Here is a 17,987-nt window from a genome sequence, read left to right on the forward strand (position 1 = left end):
TCCGGGTTGCGCGGGCGGCGGCTGCGGAGGTTGGAACGGCTGCTGTCCGAAAGTCATGAGCTCCCCGGCCGCGGACGCAAAAATTTCGGCTCCCGCACCGGTCTGTGAGACCCGTGCGGGAGCCGAAATTCTGTATCAGACGGTTGTCAGCCCGCCTCGCCGTCGGCTGCCTCGGTCAGTTCCGCCGGGGCATCCGGGATCGCCCGCGGGCGGTCGGATCCGGTGAAGGTGAACGTGGCGTCCTCGCCCGTTCCCTCTCCGTCCCAGCCCTCGACGTCGATGACGACGATCTGGCCGGCCTTGATCTCCTCGAAGAGGATCTTCTCCGACAGCTGGTCCTCGATCTCGCGCTGAATGGTGCGGCGCAGCGGCCGCGCACCCAGCACCGGGTCGAATCCGCGCTTGGCCAGGAGGTTCTTGGCCTTCTCCGTCAGCTCCAGATCCATGTCCTTGTTCTTCAACTGCGCCTCCACGCGGCCGATCATCAGGTCGACCATCTTGATGATCTCGTCCTGCGTCAGCTGGTGGAAGACGATGATGTCGTCGATGCGGTTGAGGAACTCGGGCCGGAAGTGCTTCTTGAGCTCGTCGTTGACCTTCTGCTTCATCCGGTCGTAGTTGGAACCGCGGCCGTCGTCCTTGCTGAAGCCCATGCCGACAGCCTTGGAGATGTCGGACGTGCCCAGGTTGGACGTGAAGATCAGCACCGTGTTCTTGAAGTCCACGGTCCGGCCCTGACCGTCGGTCAGGCGACCGTCCTCCAGCACCTGCAACAGCGTGTTGTAGATCTCCGGGTGGGCCTTCTCGATCTCGTCGAACAGGACCACCGAGAACGGCTTGCGGCGCACCTTCTCGGTGAGCTGGCCGCCCTCGTCGTAACCGACGTAGCCGGGAGGGGCTCCGAACAGTCGCGACGCGGTGAAGCGGTCGTGGAACTCACCCATGTCGATCTGGATGAGTGCGTCGTCCTCACCGAACAGGAAGTTCGCGAGCGCCTTCGACAGCTCGGTCTTACCGACACCCGACGGTCCGGCGAAGATGAACGAGCCCGACGGACGCTTCGGATCCTTGAGTCCGGCACGAGTACGGCGGATCGCACGCGAGACCGCCGCCACGGCGTCCTCCTGGCCGATGATCCGCTTGTGCAGCTCGTCCTCCATGCGGAGCAGACGGGTGGTCTCCTCCTCGGTGAGCTTGAACACCGGGATACCGGTCCAGTTGCCGAGGACCTCGGCGATCTCCTCGTCGTTGACCTCGGCGACCACGTCGAGGTCGCCCGCCCGCCACTGCTTCTCGCGCTCGGCGCGCTCGGCGACCAGTTGCTTCTCCTTGTCGCGGAGGCTCGCCGCCTTCTCGAAGTCCTGGGCGTCGATCGCCGATTCCTTCTCCTTGCGCGCTTCGGCGATGCGGTCGTCGAACTCGCGCAGGTCCGGCGGAGCGGTCATCCGGCGGATGCGCATCCGCGCGCCGGCCTCGTCGATGAGGTCGATGGCCTTGTCCGGCAGGAAGCGGTCGTTGATGTACCGATCGGCGAGGGTGGCCGCAGCCGCGAGGGCACCGTCGGTGATCGACACCTTGTGGTGCTGCTCGTAGCGGTCGCGCAGACCCTTGAGGATCTCGATGGTGTGCTCCACCGACGGCTCGCCGACCTGCACCGGCTGGAAGCGGCGCTCCAGCGCGGCGTCCTTCTCGATGTACTTGCGGTACTCGTCCAGAGTGGTGGCACCGATGGTCTGCAGTTCGCCGCGCGCCAGCTTCGGCTTCAGGATGCTGGCGGCGTCGATCGCGCCCTCGGCTGCGCCCGCGCCGACGAGCTGATGCAGCTCGTCGATGAACAGGATGATGTCGCCGCGGGTGTTGATCTCCTTCAGCACCTTCTTCAAGCGCTCCTCGAAATCGCCGCGGTAGCGGCTGCCCGCGACCAGCGACCCGAGATCGAGCGTGTAGAGCTGCTTGTCCTTGAGCGTCTCCGGGACGTTGCCGTTGACGATCGCCTGCGCCAGCCCCTCGACCACGGCGGTCTTGCCGACGCCGGGCTCACCGATGAGCACCGGGTTGTTCTTGGTGCGGCGCGAGAGGACCTGCATGACCCGCTCGATCTCCTTCTCACGGCCGATCACCGGATCGAGCTTGCCCTCGCTCGCGGCGGTCGTGAGATTGCGGCCGAACTGATCGAGGACCAGCGAGGTCGACGGTGTGCCCGACTCCGACGACCGCGCGCCGGTACCCGCCTCGGCCGGCTCCTTGCCCTGGTAGCCCGAGAGGAGCTGGATCACCTGCTGGCGGACCTTGTTCAGGTCGGCGCCCAGTTTCACCAGCACCTGCGCGGCGACGCCTTCGCCCTCGCGGATGAGACCGAGCAGGATGTGCTCGGTGCCGATGTAGTTGTGACCGAGCTGCAAGGCCTCGCGCAGACTCAGCTCCAGCACCTTCTTGGCGCGCGGAGTGAACGGGATGTGACCCGACGGCGCCTGCTGGCCCTGGCCGATGATCTCCTCGACCTGGCTGCGAACCGCCTCCAACGAGATGCCGAGCGACTCGAGCGCCTTCGCCGCGACGCCTTCACCCTCGTGGATGAGTCCCAGGAGGATGTGCTCGGTACCGATGTAGTTGTGGTTGAGCATCCGCGCTTCTTCCTGCGCCAGGACGACAACCCGGCGTGCGCGGTCGGTGAACCGTTCGAACATTGTTCTCCCTCTATTGCTTGCGCCCCGGCCGCTGTCACGAAAGTGTGACGTACTCCGGCGACCAGCCCTGCCTCCACTGTAGTGGTCCCGGGAGGCGACGAGGCAGTTACATCTGTCCTCAGTCCTCGGCTGTGTACTGCGACGGGGTTCTGTGGTTGACAACGCAACGCTCAAGGGGGATGTTCCCGGCCCGATACGCCCTGAGCGAACGGTGCTCCGACCACCCGGCCGGAGCCCGTGATTGACTGTCTTGCATGTCCTCGCGCTCCTCGTTCGCGGGCCGCCTGCCACACCTGCCCGGAGGCATGGCGGCGGTCGCAGCCCTCAGCGCCGCGGCGCTGGTCGTCACCGCCGGGGTAGTCCTCTCCGGTGCCCCGGAATCCGCACCGGACGCCTCGATCGAAGGCGTGCTGCGCTCGTACTCCGCCGAACCCGACGCGGCGTGGACGCTCGACGACGGCACGTTGCCGGGAATGAGTGGGCCGGCGACGGTCGCGGCCACCGACGGCCACCGCTGGCTGATCTCGTACCCGGTCGGCATCAAGCACGAGTTCATGCTCATCGACGCACGGTCGGGCGAGCCGCAGTGGGACTCCCCGGTCGACGCGGGTTTCGGCGACTGCTCGATCAACGACCGCCGTCAGATCGGCTGCGCCGTTCGGCTGCGCATCGACGGGCCGGAGAACGGATTCTACCTCGTCGATCAACACGACGGATCCCTCACCCGCACCGCCGACGGCGACGACACCGCCGCGGTTCTCGGCCTGGGTCCCGACTTCGTGCACGTCAATCAGAGCGGCTACCAGGTCAGTCTGCGATCACCGGACGGCGCAACCGCGTGGAGCCGCACCTTCGCCGGCGCCGCCGAGGTCCGCAAGGCGCACGGCGCTCTCATCGTCGACACCTCCGACGACGCTCATCACGTCATCGACCCCGCCGACGGTACCGACCGGATCTCCTGCACCCAGTGCACGGTGGACGTCTTCGAATCCGGCATCGCGGTCACCGACACGGCGTACGGCGCCGAGTCGGTCTCGTTCCATCCCTTCACCGAGGCCGGCGTCAGCGACGAGGCCGTCGGAACGGCGCGGCGCATGCGTGTGCTCCGCGGACCGTCGACGCTCCCGGTGATCGCCCCCGCCGGCGAGGGGTCGTCTCTCGACGCCGCCGGGCACTACGAGATCGTCGATCCGGCGACCGGCGACGGGCTCTGGCAGATCGGAGATCCCGAACTGTCGAAGGCGAACGCCCGGCCGTGCGGCCGAGTGCTGTCAGTGGCGCGCAAGGATCGCTCACGCGTGTTCTTCGACCTCGCCGACGGTGCGCGGCGCGGCTCGATGCCTCCTCCGGCGCTCGATGATCCCGACGCCGCCATCGACGCCTCCTCCTGCGTGGGCGCCTCCGACGATGTGGCCGTGTTCGCGAACCCCAACCAGTTGACGGCCTACGACATCGACTCGGGCGCGCAGCTCTGGAACCGGACTGTGCTGGGATCGGCCCGTGACGTCGACGGCTACATCGTGCTGAGCGAGGGCGCGACACTCACCGCCTTGCGACCGAACTGAGTAGACGCGGATTCAGCGCCCGTCGTAGGCGGCACGCGCCTCGGCGACCTCGTCCACCTGCGCCTCCACGAGTTCGATCAACCCGGAGAGCCGCTGCGCCACCTGCGTGCCCGCCTCGGTGAGCGAGTACTCCACCCGCGGCGGAATGGCTTGCAGCATCTCCCGCCGCACGTAGCCGTCTCGCTCGAGCGATTGCAGGGTCACCGACAGCATTCGTTCGCTGACGCCGTCCACCCGCCTGCGGAGCGCGTTGAATCGGAGTTCGCCGTCGAGCAGCGCCACCAGTGCGAGCAGGCCCCACCTGCTGGTGACGTTCTGGAGGATCTCGCGCGAGGAGCAGTTCCGCGAGAAGACGTCGGCCTCGAGAGACGGGTCGACGATGTTCTCCGTGGGCTGCGCGTCGTTCATGCGGCCATTCTACCCTCCTGGACGCTATGTGCTTACCATCACCGTTGCACATTACTTTTCGTAAGTGCATGATGAATTGACAGCGCAAATTCATCGGCGTCATCATTACGCCGACCACGAGAGGACTCCCCATGACCAGGTACGCAGTGACCGGCGCGACCGGCGGACTCGGCTCCGCCGCCGTCCACTCCTTGATCGAGCGAGGCGTCACGGCCTCCGACATCGTCGCCGTGGTCCGCGACGAGACGAAGGCGAGCGGCCTGGCGGCTGCGGGCGTCACCGTGCGCGTCGCCGACTACGCCGATCCGCCGGCCCTGCGCACCGCGCTGGCGGGCGTCGACAAGCTGCTGCTGGTGTCCGGTTCGGAGGTGGGTCGACGCCTGCCGCAACACACCAACGTGATCGAGGCGGCCACGCACGCCGGGGTCGGCCTGATCGCTTACACGAGCATCCTGCGCGCCGATTCGTCACCACTCGTCCTGGCCGACGAACACCGCGAGACCGAGAAGCTCCTCGCGGCGAGCGGTATCGACACGGTGCTGCTGCGCAACGGCTGGTACTCGGAGAACTATGCGCGCTCGCTGGCGCCCGCCGTCGAGTCGGGAGTCTTCGCGGGCAGCGCCGGAGACGGTGTGGTCGCACCCGCGGCGCGTGCCGACTACGCCGACGCCGCTGCCGCGGCGCTGATCAACGCTCCGGCGGGCGCGGTGTACGAACTCGCCGGCGGCGAGCACCTCACGTATGCCGACATCGCGGCGACGTTCGCGGCGGTCTCCGGTCGCCCGGTGACCTACCGGGATCTCCCGGAGGCCGAATACGCCGCGGCGCTGGAATCGGCCGGCGTTCCGGCCGGATTCGCCGCCGTCCTCGCCGATTCCGACACCGGGGCGGGCAAGGGCGCCCTCGACTCCGATTCGACGGATCTGGCCGACCTCCGAGGCCGACCCGGCACACCGTTCACCGAGGTCATCGAGGCCGCACTGAACTGAGCCCCGGGCGGCTACCGACGCAGGAAGGCCGCCAACGCCGCCGAATACATCGGAACGTCGTCGGCTCCCATCAACTCGCGGCAGCTGTGCATCGCGAGCTGAGGTGCGCCGACGTCGACGGTCAGCAGCCCCGTACGCGTGGCGGTGACCGGCCCGATCGTCGAACCGCACGGGAGGTCCGCGCGATGGATGTATCGCTGCAGCGGCACGCCGGCGTCTCGGCACGCCAGCGCGAACTCGGCCTCGCCGATGGCGTCGGAGGCGTACCGCAGATTCTGATTCACCTTGAGCACCGGACCGCCGTTGACCGCGATGCGGTGCGACGGTTCGTGGCGATCGGGGTAATTGGGATGCGTCGCGTGCGCCATGTCGCCCGACACGCAGACGCTGGCGGCCATCGTGCGGAGGAAGTCGTCGCGATCACCTCCGGACGCGGCGACGATCCGTTCGCACACCGTCACGAGGAAGTCCGACGACGCCCCGCGCTCCGACCCCGAGCCGACCTCTTCGTGGTCGAACAGCGCCAGCATCGAGATCGCACCCGACCGCTCGCCCGATCCCGCGTCGAGCAGTGCGCGCAGTCCGGCGTAGCAGGTGCCCTGATTGTCCAGTCGCGGCGCGCTCAGGAGATCCCCCGCCGCACCGACGATCCGCGACGGCGCGACGTCGTGCGTCATCAACTCCCAGCCGAGCACCGCGTCGGCGTCGAGCCCGGCACGGTCCGCGACGAAGGCCAGCAGTGGCTGCGCCTCTCCGACGCCGCGGATCGCGTCGACATGCCGCTGCGGGTCCAGGCTCACGCCCTTGCGGTCCTCCGACAGATGGATCGCCAACTGAGGGATGCGCAGGATGGGCTCGTCGATCCGGACCAGCTCGAAGGCCACCGTTCCGCCGGCGTCGTAGGCCAGCCGGCCCGACAGACCGAGGTCGCGGTCGAGCCACGAGTTCAGCCAGGCGCCGCCGTACGGTTCCAGCGCGACGGTCGCCAGACCCGCGCTGACGCGATCGGGATTCTGCTTGACGCGCAGGTTGGGGCTGTCGGTGTGGCCGCCCACGATCCGGAAGCGCGGGTCGTCAGCGGCGGCCGAGGCATCCCAGGCGATGATCGAGCCGCCGCGGACCACGTAGTGCCTGCCCGAGGCGGGATTCGACGCGGCTCCGTCCGGTCCGGCCCAGGAATCGGTCTCCGACAGCCGCTGATACCCGGCGGCGTCCAGGGTCGCGGCGACGGTCGCGCAGACGTGAAAAGGCGACGGCGAGGCGTCGATGAAGTCACCGAGCCCCGCCGCCGTCGCAGTCGTGTCGACCGTCATCAGACGGCCGCGAGCACCGCGTCCAGTGCCGAGTAGAAGAGACCGAGACCGTCGTCGCTGGGGCCGGTGAGCGCCTCGATGGCGTGCTCCGGGTGCGGCATGAGACCCACCACGCGACCGTCGGCGCTCGCGATGCCCGCGATGTCCAGGCTCGAACCGTTCGGGTTGTCGCCGGCATACGTGAACGCGATCCGGCCCTCGCCCTTGAGTTCTTCGAGTTGGCGCTGGGAGGCGACGTAGCGTCCCTCGCCCGACTTCAGCGGAATGAGGATCTCAGCGCCGACCTCGTAGCGCGAGGTCCACGCCGTGGTGTTCGACTCCACACGGAGCCACTGGTCCCGGCAGATGAAGTGCAGTCCCTCGTTGCGGGTGAGCGCTCCCGGCAGGAGCCCGGCCTCGCAGAGGATCTGGAAACCGTTGCAGATCCCCAGGACCGGCATGCCGCGCTGAGCGGCCTCCACCACTTCGCCCATCACCGGGGCGAACTTGGCGATGGCCCCGCAGCGCAGGTAGTCGCCGTACGAGAAGCCGCCGGGAACGACGACGGCGTCGACCCCCTTGAGGTCGGCGTCGCCGTGCCACAGGCTCACGGCCTCGCCGCCGGCCGCGTCGACCGCGCGAGCGGCATCGACGTCGTCGAGGGTGCCGGGGAAGGTGATGACTCCGATGCGAGCAGTCATGTGGCCGCTACTCCGCGACGCGGGTGACGTTGAAGTTCTCGATGACCGTGTTGGTCAGGAGCTCTTCGGCGATCCGCTCGAGGGCGGCGTCGTCGACGGTGCCGTCCACCTCCAGCTCGAACCTCTTGCCCTGGCGGACGTCTGCCACGCCCGCGAATCCGAGGCGCCCCAGCGCTCCGACGATGGCCTGGCCCTGCGGGTCCAGGATCTCGGCCTTGGGCATCACATCGACCACTACACGCGCCATTCGGGCACTGCTCCTCACACCGATGGTCTCGAATGTCCCACCCACGCGGGCAGAACGGTTACGCGCCTACTCTACCTGGCTCAAGAGGCGTCGCTGAGCGCCGCCTCGATGGCCCCGATCACTTCCGGGGAGTCCGGTTCGGTGCGCGGACGGAAGCGGCGCAGCACCGTGCCGTCGGCGTCGACGAGGAACTTCTCGAAGTTCCATTGGATGTCGCCGGATTCGCCGTCCGCGTCGGGTGTCTGGGTCAGCGCGGCGTACAGCGGATGCCGATCGGCGCCGTTCACGTCGGTCTTCTCCAGCAGCGGGAAAGTGACGCCGTACGTGGTGGAACAGAAGGTCGCGATCTCGTCGGCACTGCCGGGCTCCTGACCCATGAACTGATTGCACGGGACGCCGACCACGGTGAGCCCGCGGGGACCGTAGTCCTTCTGCAACTGTTCGAGCGCCGTGTACTGCGGAGTGAGACCGCACTTGGAGGCGACGTTCACCACGAGCAGCGGGCCGGGCAGGCCGGCGAGGCTGAAATCGCTGCCGTCGAGGGCACGGACGGGGATGTCTTTGATATTGGAGTGACCCATGTCCCACAGCCTAAACACCGGTGAGGCAACTCACCACTCATTGCGTTGCAGCAATAGTTGCGCCAGCGTAAGTTCTTCGAGGTGTCCGAATCCGATACTTCCGTCGAGGCCTGCACCCGAGCTCTTGTGGCATTTCTCGAGCGGGTCGCGGCACGCGCCTCCTGCAACACCGTCGACCGCGTGGCGGCCACCGACATGACCCTCTCGCAGCTCCGGATGCTGATGGTCCTGTCCCGCTGCGATCACGACCTGTCGGTGAACGAACTCGCCGACGCCGTCGGCCTGTCGCTCGCCGCGGCCGGCCGCGGGGCCGACCGGCTGGTGGTGCTCGATCTCGTCACCCGCAGGGAGGACGAGTGCGATCGCCGGGTGAAGCGCCTGTCCCTCTCCGATCACGGGCGCGAGATGATCGCGACTCAGTTCCGGATGCGGGACGACGACCTCGCCGACCTCGTCGCCGAGATTCCCGGCGACGTCCGCGGCGACCTCGCCTCGGCGCTGTCGAGCGCACTGGAGGCGCTTCCTCCCACCCCATCCTTCGCCGACTCTTCACGAACCTAGAAAGAGAACCTCATGACCTCATCCCCACCGGGGACCGCGAGCGACAAGCTGGGACGTGACGTCTTCATCGTCGCCGGCGTGGTGGTGCTCGGCGCGATCATGTCGATCCTCGACGTGACCGTCGTCGCCGTCGCTCAGCCCACCTTCATGTCCGAGTTCGACACCACCTCGGCCGGTGCCGCGTGGTCGATGACCGGTTACACCCTGGCGCTGGCCGCGGTGATCCCGACCGCCAGCTGGGCCGCATCGCGTTTCGGCACCAAACGCGTATACATGGCCTCGCTCATCCTGTTCCTGATCGGCTCGGTCCTGTGCGCGATGGCCTGGAACATCGGCTCGCTCGTCGCGTTCCGCGTGCTCCAGGGCTTCGGCGGCGGTCTGCTCATGCCGATCGGCATGATGATCATGACCCGCGCGGCCGGACCCGAGCGCGTCGGCTCGGTGATGGCAGTTCTCGGCATCCCGATGCTGCTCGGCCCCATCATGGGCCCGATCCTCGGCGGATGGCTGATCGAGATCGCCTCGTGGCACTGGGTGTTCCTGATCAACGTCCCGATCGGTGTCATCGCCCTCGTGTACGCCTTCTTCGCGCTGCCCGGCGGCGGCGCCGAGCCCGGCAAGAAGATCGACTTCCCCGGCCTCCTCATGCTCTCGCCCGGTCTGGCGTTGTTCCTGTTCGGCGTCTCCTCGAGCGCCGAGGAGCGGACCTTCGGCACGCCGCGCGTGTACGGCCCGATGATCGTCGGCGCGATTCTGATCATCGCCTTCGTCTGGCACGCCTTCCGCACCACCAACCCGCTGCTGGACCTGCGCCTGTTCCGCAACTCCACCCTGCGCGTATCGGTGATCACGATGTCGCTGTTCGCGATCGCCTTCTTCGGCGCGTCGCTGCTGTACCCGCAGTACTTCATCGTGGTGCGAGGAGAGTCGACGCTGATGGCGGGCCTGCTCCTGGCGCCGCAGGGCCTGGGCGCGATGCTGACGATGCCGATCGCGGGCAAGATGACCGACAAGATCGGTCCCGGCAAGTTCGTCCTCGCGGGCCTGGTCCTCATCGCCGTCGGCGTGGCAGCGTTCATCACGCTGGGCACCGACACCTCGTACTGGTTCCTGTGCCTCGCGCTGTTCGTCCAGGGCCTCGGCATGGGCATGACGATGATGCCGATCATGTCGGCGTCGCTGGCCACCCTGCGGGGTTCGGAGATCGCCGACGGCTCCACTCTGATGAACGCGATTCAGCAGACCTCGTCGTCCATCGGCACCGCCGTCATCACGGTCATCTTCACCACCATGCTCGCCCCGCTGTCGCGGGCGATCATGCAGGCCGGAGGCGACCAGACCAAGACGATGAACGCGATGATCGAGAACGGCGTCGATGTGCGGGATCCCGCCGCGGTCGGCGCGGCAGGCCAGAACGTGATCTCCGACATCGCGTCCACGTACGGCAACACGTTCATCGTGGCGACGGCGCTGGTGGCCCTGACTCTGATCCCCGCCTTCTTCCTGCCCCGCAAGAAGATGGTCGCCGCCGACACCGAGGAGCAGCCGGTGCCGGTCGCGCTCCACTGATCGCGATCAGCCGACCGACAGTGACGCCCCCGGGAGACGGGGGCGTCACTCGTCTGCGGACCCTGCCGGCCGATTGTCAGCCTCGACCGGCCGGCGCCCCCGACTGCTGGAGGATCCAGGCCAGTTCGAAGGCGGTCTCCTCCCACTGCTTGTACCGGCCGGAGACGCCGCCGTGGCCGGCGGTCATCTCGGTCTTGAGCAGCACCGGGTTCTCCGACGTGGTGCACTCCTGCAATCGCGCCACCCACTTCGCGGCCTCGACGAAGAGGACGCGGGTGTCGTGCAGAGAGTTCTCGGCGAGGATCGCCGGATACGGCCGCGGCGCGACGTTCTCGTACGGCGAGTACGACTTCATGTACGCGTACACCTCGGGATCGTGGAGCGGATCGCCCCACTCGTCCCACTCGATCACCGTCAGCGGGAGCGACGGATCGAGGATCGAGGTGAGAGCGTCCACGAAGGGCACCGCGGCGAGTACTCCGTTGAACAGTTCGGGAGCCAGGTTCACCACGGCACCGACGAGCAGACCGCCGGCACTGCCGCCCTCTGCCACCAGGTGGTCCGGCGAGGTCCAGCCCGTGTCGATGAGGTGCCGGGCGACGTCGATGAAGTCGGTGAAGGTGTTCTTCTTGGAGAGCGTCTTGCCGTTCTCGTACCAGAGCCGTCCCATTTCGCCGCCTCCCCGCACGTGCGCGAAGGCCATGACCATTCCACGGTCGAGCATCGACAGCCGTGCCACCGAGAAACCGGGGTCCAGGCAGGTCTCGTAGGAGCCGTAGCCGTACAGCAGCATCGGCGCGGGCGCGGAGCGGTCGAGGTCGCGGCGGAACACCAGCGAGACCGGCACCCGGGTGCCGTCGCCTGCCACCGCCCACTCCCGGACCGCGGTGTAGTCGTCGGGGTCGTACCCGCCGAGCACCGGCTGCCTCCGCAGCAGTGTCCGTTCACCGGTGGCGACGTCGAGGTCGAACACCTCGGCCGGATCCACGTAGCTGGTGTACACGATCCGCAACCGGGGGGTGTCCCACTCGGCGTTGGCGCCGAGCCCTGCCGAACGCAGTTCCTGGGGGAAGGTCACCTCGACGAAGTCGTCGGGCGCCGGGATGCCGTCCACCCGCCGCAGGTCGGCGATGGCCAGTCGCGGCAGCGCGTCCGCCCGGTACGACAGCACGAGGTAGTCGCGGAAGCAGTCGACGTCCTCTATACGGCGGCCGGGACGGTGCGGGATCAATTCCCGGCGCGCGCCGAAGTCTCCCACGGGAACGAGGTCGACCGCGAAGTCGATCGCCTTGACGCCGTCGCGCTCGCCGTTGTGGACGATGACGAACCAGTCCTGGCCCGCGATCCGCGCGTGCTCGACCGAGTAGTCGACTCCGTCGGTACGCCCCGCCACGGACACGAACTCGCCCGTCGGATCGTCCGCACTCAGGACCAGCGCCTCGGACGTCACCTTGGAGCCCACGCTCAGCACGAGGTAGTCCTCGCTCTGCGTGGTGCCGATGCCCACCCAGTAGCGCTCATCGGGTTCGTGGAACACCTGCACGTCCGGCTCCGCCGATCCCACCTCGTGGCGCCAGACGGTGTCGGGACGCCAGGCGTCGTCGACCGTGGAGTAGAAGACGTACCTCGCATCGCGCGACCAGGTGGCGCCGGCCGCGATGCCGGCGATCGTGTCCGGGAGGAGTTCCCCGGTCACCAGATTCCTGATGCGGAGGGTGTAGCGTTCGTCGCCCTTGACGTCGGTGCTGTAGGCGAGCCAGTCGCCTTCGTGGCTCACGGACGTGGCGCCCAGGCTGAAGAAGTCGTGACCTCTCGCCTCGGCGTTGGCGTCGAAGACGATCTCCTCGCCGGGCAGCGCGACGCCCGGAGTCACCTCGGGCGGCGTCCAGTCGTCGGGCGAGGCGATCGGGCAGCGGCAGCTGACGGCGTACTGCTGTCCTTCGGTGGTCCGGGTGAAGTACCAGAAGCGTCCGCTGCGCGTCGGCACGCTCATGTCGGTCTCCTGGACGCGCGACTTGATCTCGCCGAAGATGTCGCGCCTGAGCTGCGCCAGGTGCGCGGTCTCCTGCTCGACGAACGCGTTCTGGGCTTCCAGGTAGGCGATGACCTCCGGGTCCTCCTTGTCGCGCATCCACTCGTAATCGTCGACGACGACGTCACCGTGGTGGACGCGCGGCGTCGGAACCTTCTTCGCGACCGGCGGGGCCACCCGATCAGCCATGCTGGGCGTCCGGCCAATCGGCGAAACTCTGCTGCGAGATCCGTTCGTACGCCTCGATGTACCGCGCCCGAGTCCGCTCGACGACGTCGGCGGGCAGGGCCGGCGGCCGCTGTTCGCCCGTGCGGTCCCAACCCGAATCCGGTCCGGTGAGCCAGTTGCGGACGATCTGTTTGTCGAAGCTCGGCTGCACTCTGCCCGGCTCGTAGGTCGCGGCGTCCCAGTAGCGGGAGGAATCGGGGGTCAGCACTTCGTCGGCGAGGATCAGTGAACCGTCGGCCGCTTGTCCGAACTCGAACTTGGTGTCCGCGAGGATGATTCCGCGCTCAGCGGCCAGCTGGGATCCGCGGCCGTAGATGTCGAGCGTCGCGTCGCGCAGCCGTTCCGCCAGGTCGGCGCCGACCGTCTCGGCCACCTGGTCGAAGCTGACGTTCTCGTCGTGGTCACCCACGGCCGCCTTGGTGGCCGGGGTGAAGATCGGTTCCGGGAGCTTGTCGGCCTCGCCGAGCCCGGCGGGCAGCCGCACGCCGCAGACGGCGCCGGTGGCCTGATAGTCGGCCAGGCCCGAACCGGTCAGATAGCCGCGAGCGACGCATTCCACCTGCACCATCGGCAGCTTCTTGACGACCATCGACCGGCCGACGAGTTCGGCCGGGATGCGCTCGTCGGCGGGTCCGCCGTCGAGATGGTTCGGCACCCCGAGGTGCTCGAACCAGAAGAAGCTGGCCGCCGTGAGAATCCGGCCCTTGTCCGGGATCGGGGTGTCGAGGATGAAGTCGTACGCCGAGATGCGATCGGAGGTGACCAACAGCAACGTGGCGTCGTCGATCTGGTAGATGTCACGGACCTTGCCCGACGCGATGTGCCGGTAGTCGGCGAGGGTGGGACGCATGCGGGGCTCCTAGAGAATCGGGGCGGGCGTGTACGCCGCGGCGGCGGGGTTCGCGTCGATCCAGGCCGCGGCATTCGCGATCACCTGGGCGACCTGTGCCTCCGCGGCACCGACGAAGGCGGACTTGTCGGCGATGAGCTCGTCGAGTGCCGCGCGGTCGAGGGGGATCCGGTCGTCGGCGGCCAGCCGGTCGAGGAGATCCGGTTCGCGGCCCTCCTCGCGCATGGCGAGTGCCACGGCGACGGCGTTCTCCTTGATCGCCTCGTGCGCCGTCTCGCGGCCGACGCCCGCGCGCACCGACGCCATCAGCACCTTGGTGGTCGCGAGGAACGGCAGGTACCGGTCCAATTCGTTGGCGATCACCTCGGGGTACGCGCCGAACTCCGCGAGGACCGTCAGGAAGGTCTCCATCAGCCCGTCGATCGCGAAGAAGGCGTCCGGCAGCGCCACGCGGCGGACCACCGAGCAGAAGACGTCGCCCTCATTCCACTGGTTGCCCGCGAGTTCGCCGGTCATGGACGCGTAGCCGCGGAGGATCACCGTGAGACCGTTGACGCGCTCGCAGCTGCGGGTGTTCATCTTGTGCGGCATCGCCGAACTGCCCACCTGGCCGGGCTGGAAGCCCTCGGTGACCAGTTCGTGGCCGGCCATCAAGCGGATGGTGGTGGCCAGCGACGACGGCCCGGCCGCCAGTTGCACGAGCGCGGAGACGACGTCGTAGTCGAGCGAACGCGGGTACACCTGGCCCACCGAGGTGAAGGCGTTCGCGAAGCCGAGATGCCGGGCCACCTCCCCTTCGAGCCGGGCGAGCTTGGCGGCGTCGCCGTCGAGCAGATCGAGCATGTCCTGGCTGGTACCCATCGGGCCCTTGATTCCGCGCAGCGGGTACCGCGCGATCAGCTCGTCCAGGCGGGTCAGCGCGGTCATCAGCTCGTCCGCGGCACTGGCGAACCGCTTGCCGAGGGTGGTGGCCTGCGCGGCGACGTTGTGGCTGCGGCCGGCCATCACGATCGACGAGTACTGCGCGGCCCGCTCGGTGATGCGCGCGAGGGTGGCGACGGCGTGGTCGCGGACGTGGCGCAGCGAGACGAGCACCTGCAGCTGCTCCACGTTCTCGGTGAGGTCGCGGCTGGTCATGCCCTTGTGGATCTGCTCGTGACCGGCGAGCGCGTTGAACTCCTCGATCCGCGCCTTCACGTCATGGCGGGTCACCCGCTCGCGGTCGGCGATCGAATCGAGGTCGACGTCGCCGACCACTCGTTCGTAGTCGGCGATCGCCTCGGCGGGGACGTCGATCCCGAGGTCGCGCTGCGCCTTCATCACGGCGATCCAGAGGCGGCGCTCGAGAACGATTTTGTTGCGCGGCGACCAGATCTCGGCGAGGTCCGCAGACGCGTAACGGTTGGCCAGGACATTGCTGATGGCAGGTTTACCCACGTCTACGCAGTGTAGTGCCCGGACGGGCGCCCCCGGAAAACGACAGTGCACGACAGATACCCCTCGGGGTATGCTGGAGACGGTACTCAACCGGACTCCAGGAGAACAGCATGCGCAGTGACGACGAGTCGACCACGGCCGTACTGAACCGGCTGCGCCGCGCGCAGGGACAGTTGGGCGGCGTGATCGCGATGATCGAGGACGGGCGCGACTGCAAGGACATCGTCACGCAACTCGCAGCGGTTTCCCGCGCCCTCGACCGCGCCGGTTTCAAGATCATCGCCACCAACCTGCGCGAGTGCCTGAGCGACCAGAACGACGACGCTCCCGACATGGAGACCCTCGAGAAGCTCTTCCTCACCCTCGCCTGAACTACCCGCCCTGCCCCGACCGCACCGACCGAACCCCGGAGGAAGACATGAAACTCGCCATCTCCACCACCGTCGACGCCCCGCTCGACGAGGCCGTCGCCCGAACGCGCGAAGCGTTGTCCGCCCAGGGCTTCGGCGTCCTCACCGAGATCGACATGGCGGCCACCCTCAAGACGAAGATCGGCGCGGAGATGGAGGATTACGTGATCCTCGGCGCGTGCAACCCTCCCCTCGCCCACCGAGCGGTGACCGCCGAGCGGCAGATCGGGCTCCTCCTGCCCTGTAACGTCGTCGTCCGCGCCGACACCGACGATCCGGGACGCAGCATCGTCGAGGCGATGAACCCGCAACTGATGGTGACCGTGGTCGACAACCCCGGCCTCGCCGACGTTGCGGACGAGGCGACCGCCAGGCTCACCGCCGCCGTCGAATCGCTGTCGGCCGGCGCCTGAACGAGCAGTAGTCAACGATCAGCAGACACCCCCTGAAAGGACTCGACATGTGTTTCCCCGTCACCTGCGGTAAGTGCGGAAAGATCACTTGGGACGGCTGTGGTGAACACGTCGCCGACGTGATGGGCCCGGTCCCCGCCGACCGCCGCTGCACCTGCCCCGATCCGCGGTCGGCCGCTCACTGAGCCGGCCCGCGTCCGAGCGCCGAGGGCTGGGAGGGACCGCTCGTTCGTCGTCGGAACCGAGTCGCCCCACGCGGTAGACTCGCTTCCCGACATGGTCTTGCGCGATCCCTCCCGCCAATCCGCCGCGACTGTCGCCGACGATTCGGCGACGTCGCGGCGTGCGCTGTCCCGGCGTTCGCTGCTGACCGGGGTCGCCGGGCTGGCCGCGCTCGGCGGGGTCGCGGCCTGCAGCACTTCCGATCCGCTGGTCCCTCGCGATGCCGCGAACGTCGGCGGCGACGACCGACTTCCAGTGCAGACCGATCCCCCGGAGATCCCGAACGATCCGCCCGTACTGACCGGCAGCTTCGTCTCGACGAAGATGGCCGGCCGCGACACCCGGTGGGCGGTGAGCCGCCCCAACGGTGTGACCGGCGAACTCCCGGTGGTCGTAGTGGCCCACGCGCTGAACACCGACGAGCGCAGCATCTTCAGCAAGGCGCTCAACATCCAGGGCGTGGTTCAGCAGTACGTGGACGCGGGGAACCCGCCGTTCGCGGTGGCGAGCGTCGACGTGGCACGCAACTATTTCCACGCTCGCACCGACGGCACCGACGGCGCCGCGATGATCGTCGACGAGTTCATTCCGATGCTGGACGGCGACCAGCGGCTGAACCTCCGGACCGACCGCATCGGTCTCTACGGCTGGTCGATGGGCGGATACGGCGCGCTCCGACTCGGCGCTCTCATCGGCGCACCGCGGGTCGCGGCGATCGCCGTGAGTTCCCCGGCGATGTGGGCCGACCCCGCGAACTTCCCGCCCCGGGCGTTCGATTCCTACGCCGACTACCAGGCCAATTCGTTGTTCGGGCAGCAACACGCGTTCAGCAAGATCCCGCTGATGATCTCGATCGGCATGGCCGACCAGTTCTACACCTACACCCGGCAATGGGCCGCAGACCTGCATCCTCCCGCCGCCTTCTCCACCACGCCCGGCGGACACACCAACCGGTTCTGGCGGTCGGTGCTGCCCGATCAGGTGGAGTTCCTCGGCCGCAATCTCGCGCGCTGATCGAGATCGACGAGCGGCCCCGGCGTCAGACCGAGGGCGGGAACTGGCCGCTTCGAACCACTGCCCCGCCGGACAGTGTCGCGGTCACATCGGTCGGACCGCCCTGCGGGCAGCAGAACGGATCGTCGTCGCGCAGCCACCGGTACCGGACGGTGACCGAGTTCAGGGTGTCGCCGGCGACCGAGGTGTACGAGTACTCGTGCGGCTCCACGGTCCCCAGATACTGGCCGCCGGCGAACAGCAGAACCCTCGAGGTGTAGGTGGCGTCGTTGAATCCGCTGCCGTCCACGAGCATCCAGTCCAGTCCGCAGCCGTGCGCCAGCGGGTGCTCGCTGGCACCCCGCGGCACCCACGATCCGCCGTTCGAGTCCGGTCCCAGCGTCGCGATCGCATCCCGGGCGAGCGCCGAGTTCAGGTCGAAGCACAGCCCGTGACCACTGCCCGGCCGGCCGGCGTCGGTATCGGAATCGGTATCGGCGACCGATGTGGTCTGGGCGACGGGCGTGCTCCGGACGTCCCGGTCGGACCCCGCCGGCGGCTGCACGCCGGGTTCGTCGACCGTCTCCTGCTGCTGTGCGGTCGGCTGCTGTGCATCCGGCTTCGGGGCGGAACCGTGTCGCGACTGGCTCGGCACCGTCGACTCCGCGGTGGTCGCAGAGCGTGCCGCGTCGGTCGCCGTGCCGGCGGTGGTGCATGCGGTCAATGCCAGGCCGAGCGCCGCCACCGCGGTCACCCCTCGCACCGATTGACTGATCCTCATCGTCGCCTCCCTCGAATCTCC

The 17,987-nt window shown here is 68.2% G+C and carries 18 protein-coding genes; 8 read left to right on the forward strand and 10 right to left on the reverse strand.

What is annotated here, in order from left to right; translation table 11 throughout:
* Positions 1-146 precede the first annotated feature (146 nt).
* Positions 147-2,687, reverse strand: a complete 2,541-nt coding sequence (locus tag P5P27_RS15975) for an ATP-dependent Clp protease ATP-binding subunit (RefSeq protein ID WP_006897300.1) — start codon at positions 2,685-2,687, stop codon at positions 147-149.
* A gap of 254 nt (positions 2,688-2,941) precedes the next feature.
* Between P5P27_RS15975 and P5P27_RS15980 the strand changes: the two genes are divergently transcribed.
* Positions 2,942-4,252 (forward strand): outer membrane protein assembly factor BamB family protein, encoded by a 1,311-nt coding sequence (locus P5P27_RS15980; RefSeq protein ID WP_278124952.1) that lies wholly within the window; start codon positions 2,942-2,944, stop codon positions 4,250-4,252.
* A gap of 12 nt (positions 4,253-4,264) precedes the next feature.
* Here P5P27_RS15980 and P5P27_RS15985 read toward each other — a convergent pair whose 3' ends face one another.
* Entirely contained in the window at positions 4,265-4,660 is a 396-nt protein-coding gene (locus tag P5P27_RS15985) for a winged helix-turn-helix transcriptional regulator (protein ID WP_278124955.1), read from the reverse strand.
* A gap of 131 nt (positions 4,661-4,791) precedes the next feature.
* On the opposite strand from P5P27_RS15985, the gene P5P27_RS15990 reads away from it, so the two are divergent.
* The gene (locus tag P5P27_RS15990; RefSeq protein ID WP_278124956.1) at positions 4,792-5,649 is read left to right on the forward strand and encodes an SDR family oxidoreductase; all 858 of its coding nucleotides are present in this window, start codon (positions 4,792-4,794) and stop codon (positions 5,647-5,649) included.
* 11 nt (positions 5,650-5,660) lie between these two features.
* Here the strand turns inward: P5P27_RS15990 and P5P27_RS15995 are convergent, their stop codons facing one another.
* The 4 genes from P5P27_RS15995 to P5P27_RS16010 form a co-directional block, all read right to left on the reverse strand.
* Entirely contained in the window at positions 5,661-6,962 is a 1,302-nt protein-coding gene (locus tag P5P27_RS15995; RefSeq protein WP_278124957.1) for a M18 family aminopeptidase, read from the reverse strand.
* Positions 6,962-7,642, reverse strand: coding sequence for a phosphoribosylformylglycinamidine synthase subunit PurQ (purQ, locus tag P5P27_RS16000; RefSeq protein ID WP_006897305.1), 681 nt, complete (start codon positions 7,640-7,642; stop codon positions 6,962-6,964). Before purQ ends, P5P27_RS15995 begins: the two co-directional genes overlap by 1 nt.
* A 7-nt stretch (positions 7,643-7,649) precedes the next feature.
* The gene (gene purS, locus P5P27_RS16005) at positions 7,650-7,889 is read right to left on the reverse strand and encodes a phosphoribosylformylglycinamidine synthase subunit PurS (protein WP_006897306.1); all 240 of its coding nucleotides are present in this window, start codon (positions 7,887-7,889) and stop codon (positions 7,650-7,652) included.
* An 80-nt stretch (positions 7,890-7,969) separates the two neighbouring features.
* Positions 7,970-8,470 (reverse strand): glutathione peroxidase, encoded by a 501-nt coding sequence (locus P5P27_RS16010; RefSeq protein WP_062366016.1) that lies wholly within the window; start codon positions 8,468-8,470, stop codon positions 7,970-7,972.
* A gap of 81 nt (positions 8,471-8,551) precedes the next feature.
* Between P5P27_RS16010 and P5P27_RS16015 the strand changes: the two genes are divergently transcribed.
* Entirely contained in the window at positions 8,552-9,031 is a 480-nt protein-coding gene (locus tag P5P27_RS16015; RefSeq protein ID WP_222110994.1) for a MarR family winged helix-turn-helix transcriptional regulator, read from the forward strand.
* A gap of 12 nt (positions 9,032-9,043) precedes the next feature.
* On the forward strand, positions 9,044-10,600 hold the full coding sequence (locus P5P27_RS16020) for a DHA2 family efflux MFS transporter permease subunit (protein ID WP_006897309.1): 1,557 nt from the start codon (positions 9,044-9,046) through the stop codon (positions 10,598-10,600).
* A gap of 76 nt (positions 10,601-10,676) precedes the next feature.
* On the opposite strand, the gene P5P27_RS16025 is transcribed toward P5P27_RS16020, so the two are convergent.
* The 3 genes from P5P27_RS16025 to purB are packed head-to-tail and all read right to left on the reverse strand — an operon-like array spanning position 10,677 to position 15,147.
* Complete coding sequence (locus P5P27_RS16025; RefSeq protein WP_278124962.1) at positions 10,677-12,821, reverse strand: S9 family peptidase; 2,145 nt, start codon at positions 12,819-12,821, stop codon at positions 10,677-10,679.
* On the reverse strand, positions 12,814-13,710 hold the full coding sequence (locus tag P5P27_RS16030) for a phosphoribosylaminoimidazolesuccinocarboxamide synthase (RefSeq protein WP_222110996.1): 897 nt from the start codon (positions 13,708-13,710) through the stop codon (positions 12,814-12,816). Before P5P27_RS16030 ends, P5P27_RS16025 begins: the two co-directional genes overlap by 8 nt.
* Before the next feature lie 9 nt (positions 13,711-13,719).
* Positions 13,720-15,147 (reverse strand): adenylosuccinate lyase, encoded by a 1,428-nt coding sequence (purB, locus tag P5P27_RS16035; protein ID WP_006897312.1) that lies wholly within the window; start codon positions 15,145-15,147, stop codon positions 13,720-13,722.
* Positions 15,148-15,257: 110 nt separating this feature from the next.
* Here purB and P5P27_RS16040 point away from each other — a divergent pair, with 110 nt between their 5' ends.
* The 4 genes from P5P27_RS16040 to P5P27_RS16055 all read left to right on the forward strand — a co-directional run bounded on the left by P5P27_RS16040 (position 15,258) and on the right by P5P27_RS16055 (position 17,206).
* A complete protein-coding gene (locus tag P5P27_RS16040; RefSeq protein ID WP_006897313.1) occupies positions 15,258-15,518 on the forward strand; it encodes a metal-sensitive transcriptional regulator in 261 nt (86 codons plus the stop codon).
* A 47-nt stretch (positions 15,519-15,565) separates the two neighbouring features.
* Positions 15,566-15,970, forward strand: a complete 405-nt coding sequence (locus P5P27_RS16045) for a DUF302 domain-containing protein (protein WP_006897314.1) — start codon at positions 15,566-15,568, stop codon at positions 15,968-15,970.
* Between the two features lie 47 nt (positions 15,971-16,017).
* A complete protein-coding gene (locus P5P27_RS16050; protein WP_006897315.1) occupies positions 16,018-16,155 on the forward strand; it encodes a hypothetical protein in 138 nt (45 codons plus the stop codon).
* A gap of 91 nt (positions 16,156-16,246) precedes the next feature.
* Complete coding sequence (locus tag P5P27_RS16055; RefSeq protein ID WP_006897316.1) at positions 16,247-17,206, forward strand: alpha/beta hydrolase; 960 nt, start codon at positions 16,247-16,249, stop codon at positions 17,204-17,206.
* 25 nt (positions 17,207-17,231) lie between these two features.
* Here the strand turns inward: P5P27_RS16055 and P5P27_RS16060 are convergent, their stop codons facing one another.
* Complete coding sequence (locus P5P27_RS16060) at positions 17,232-17,966, reverse strand: LppP/LprE family lipoprotein (protein ID WP_278124970.1); 735 nt, start codon at positions 17,964-17,966, stop codon at positions 17,232-17,234.
* Positions 17,967-17,987 lie beyond the last annotated feature (21 nt).

Origin of the sequence: Gordonia sihwensis (assembly GCF_029632925.1) — a bacterium.
GTDB classification, from domain to species: domain Bacteria; phylum Actinomycetota; class Actinomycetes; order Mycobacteriales; family Mycobacteriaceae; genus Gordonia; species Gordonia sihwensis.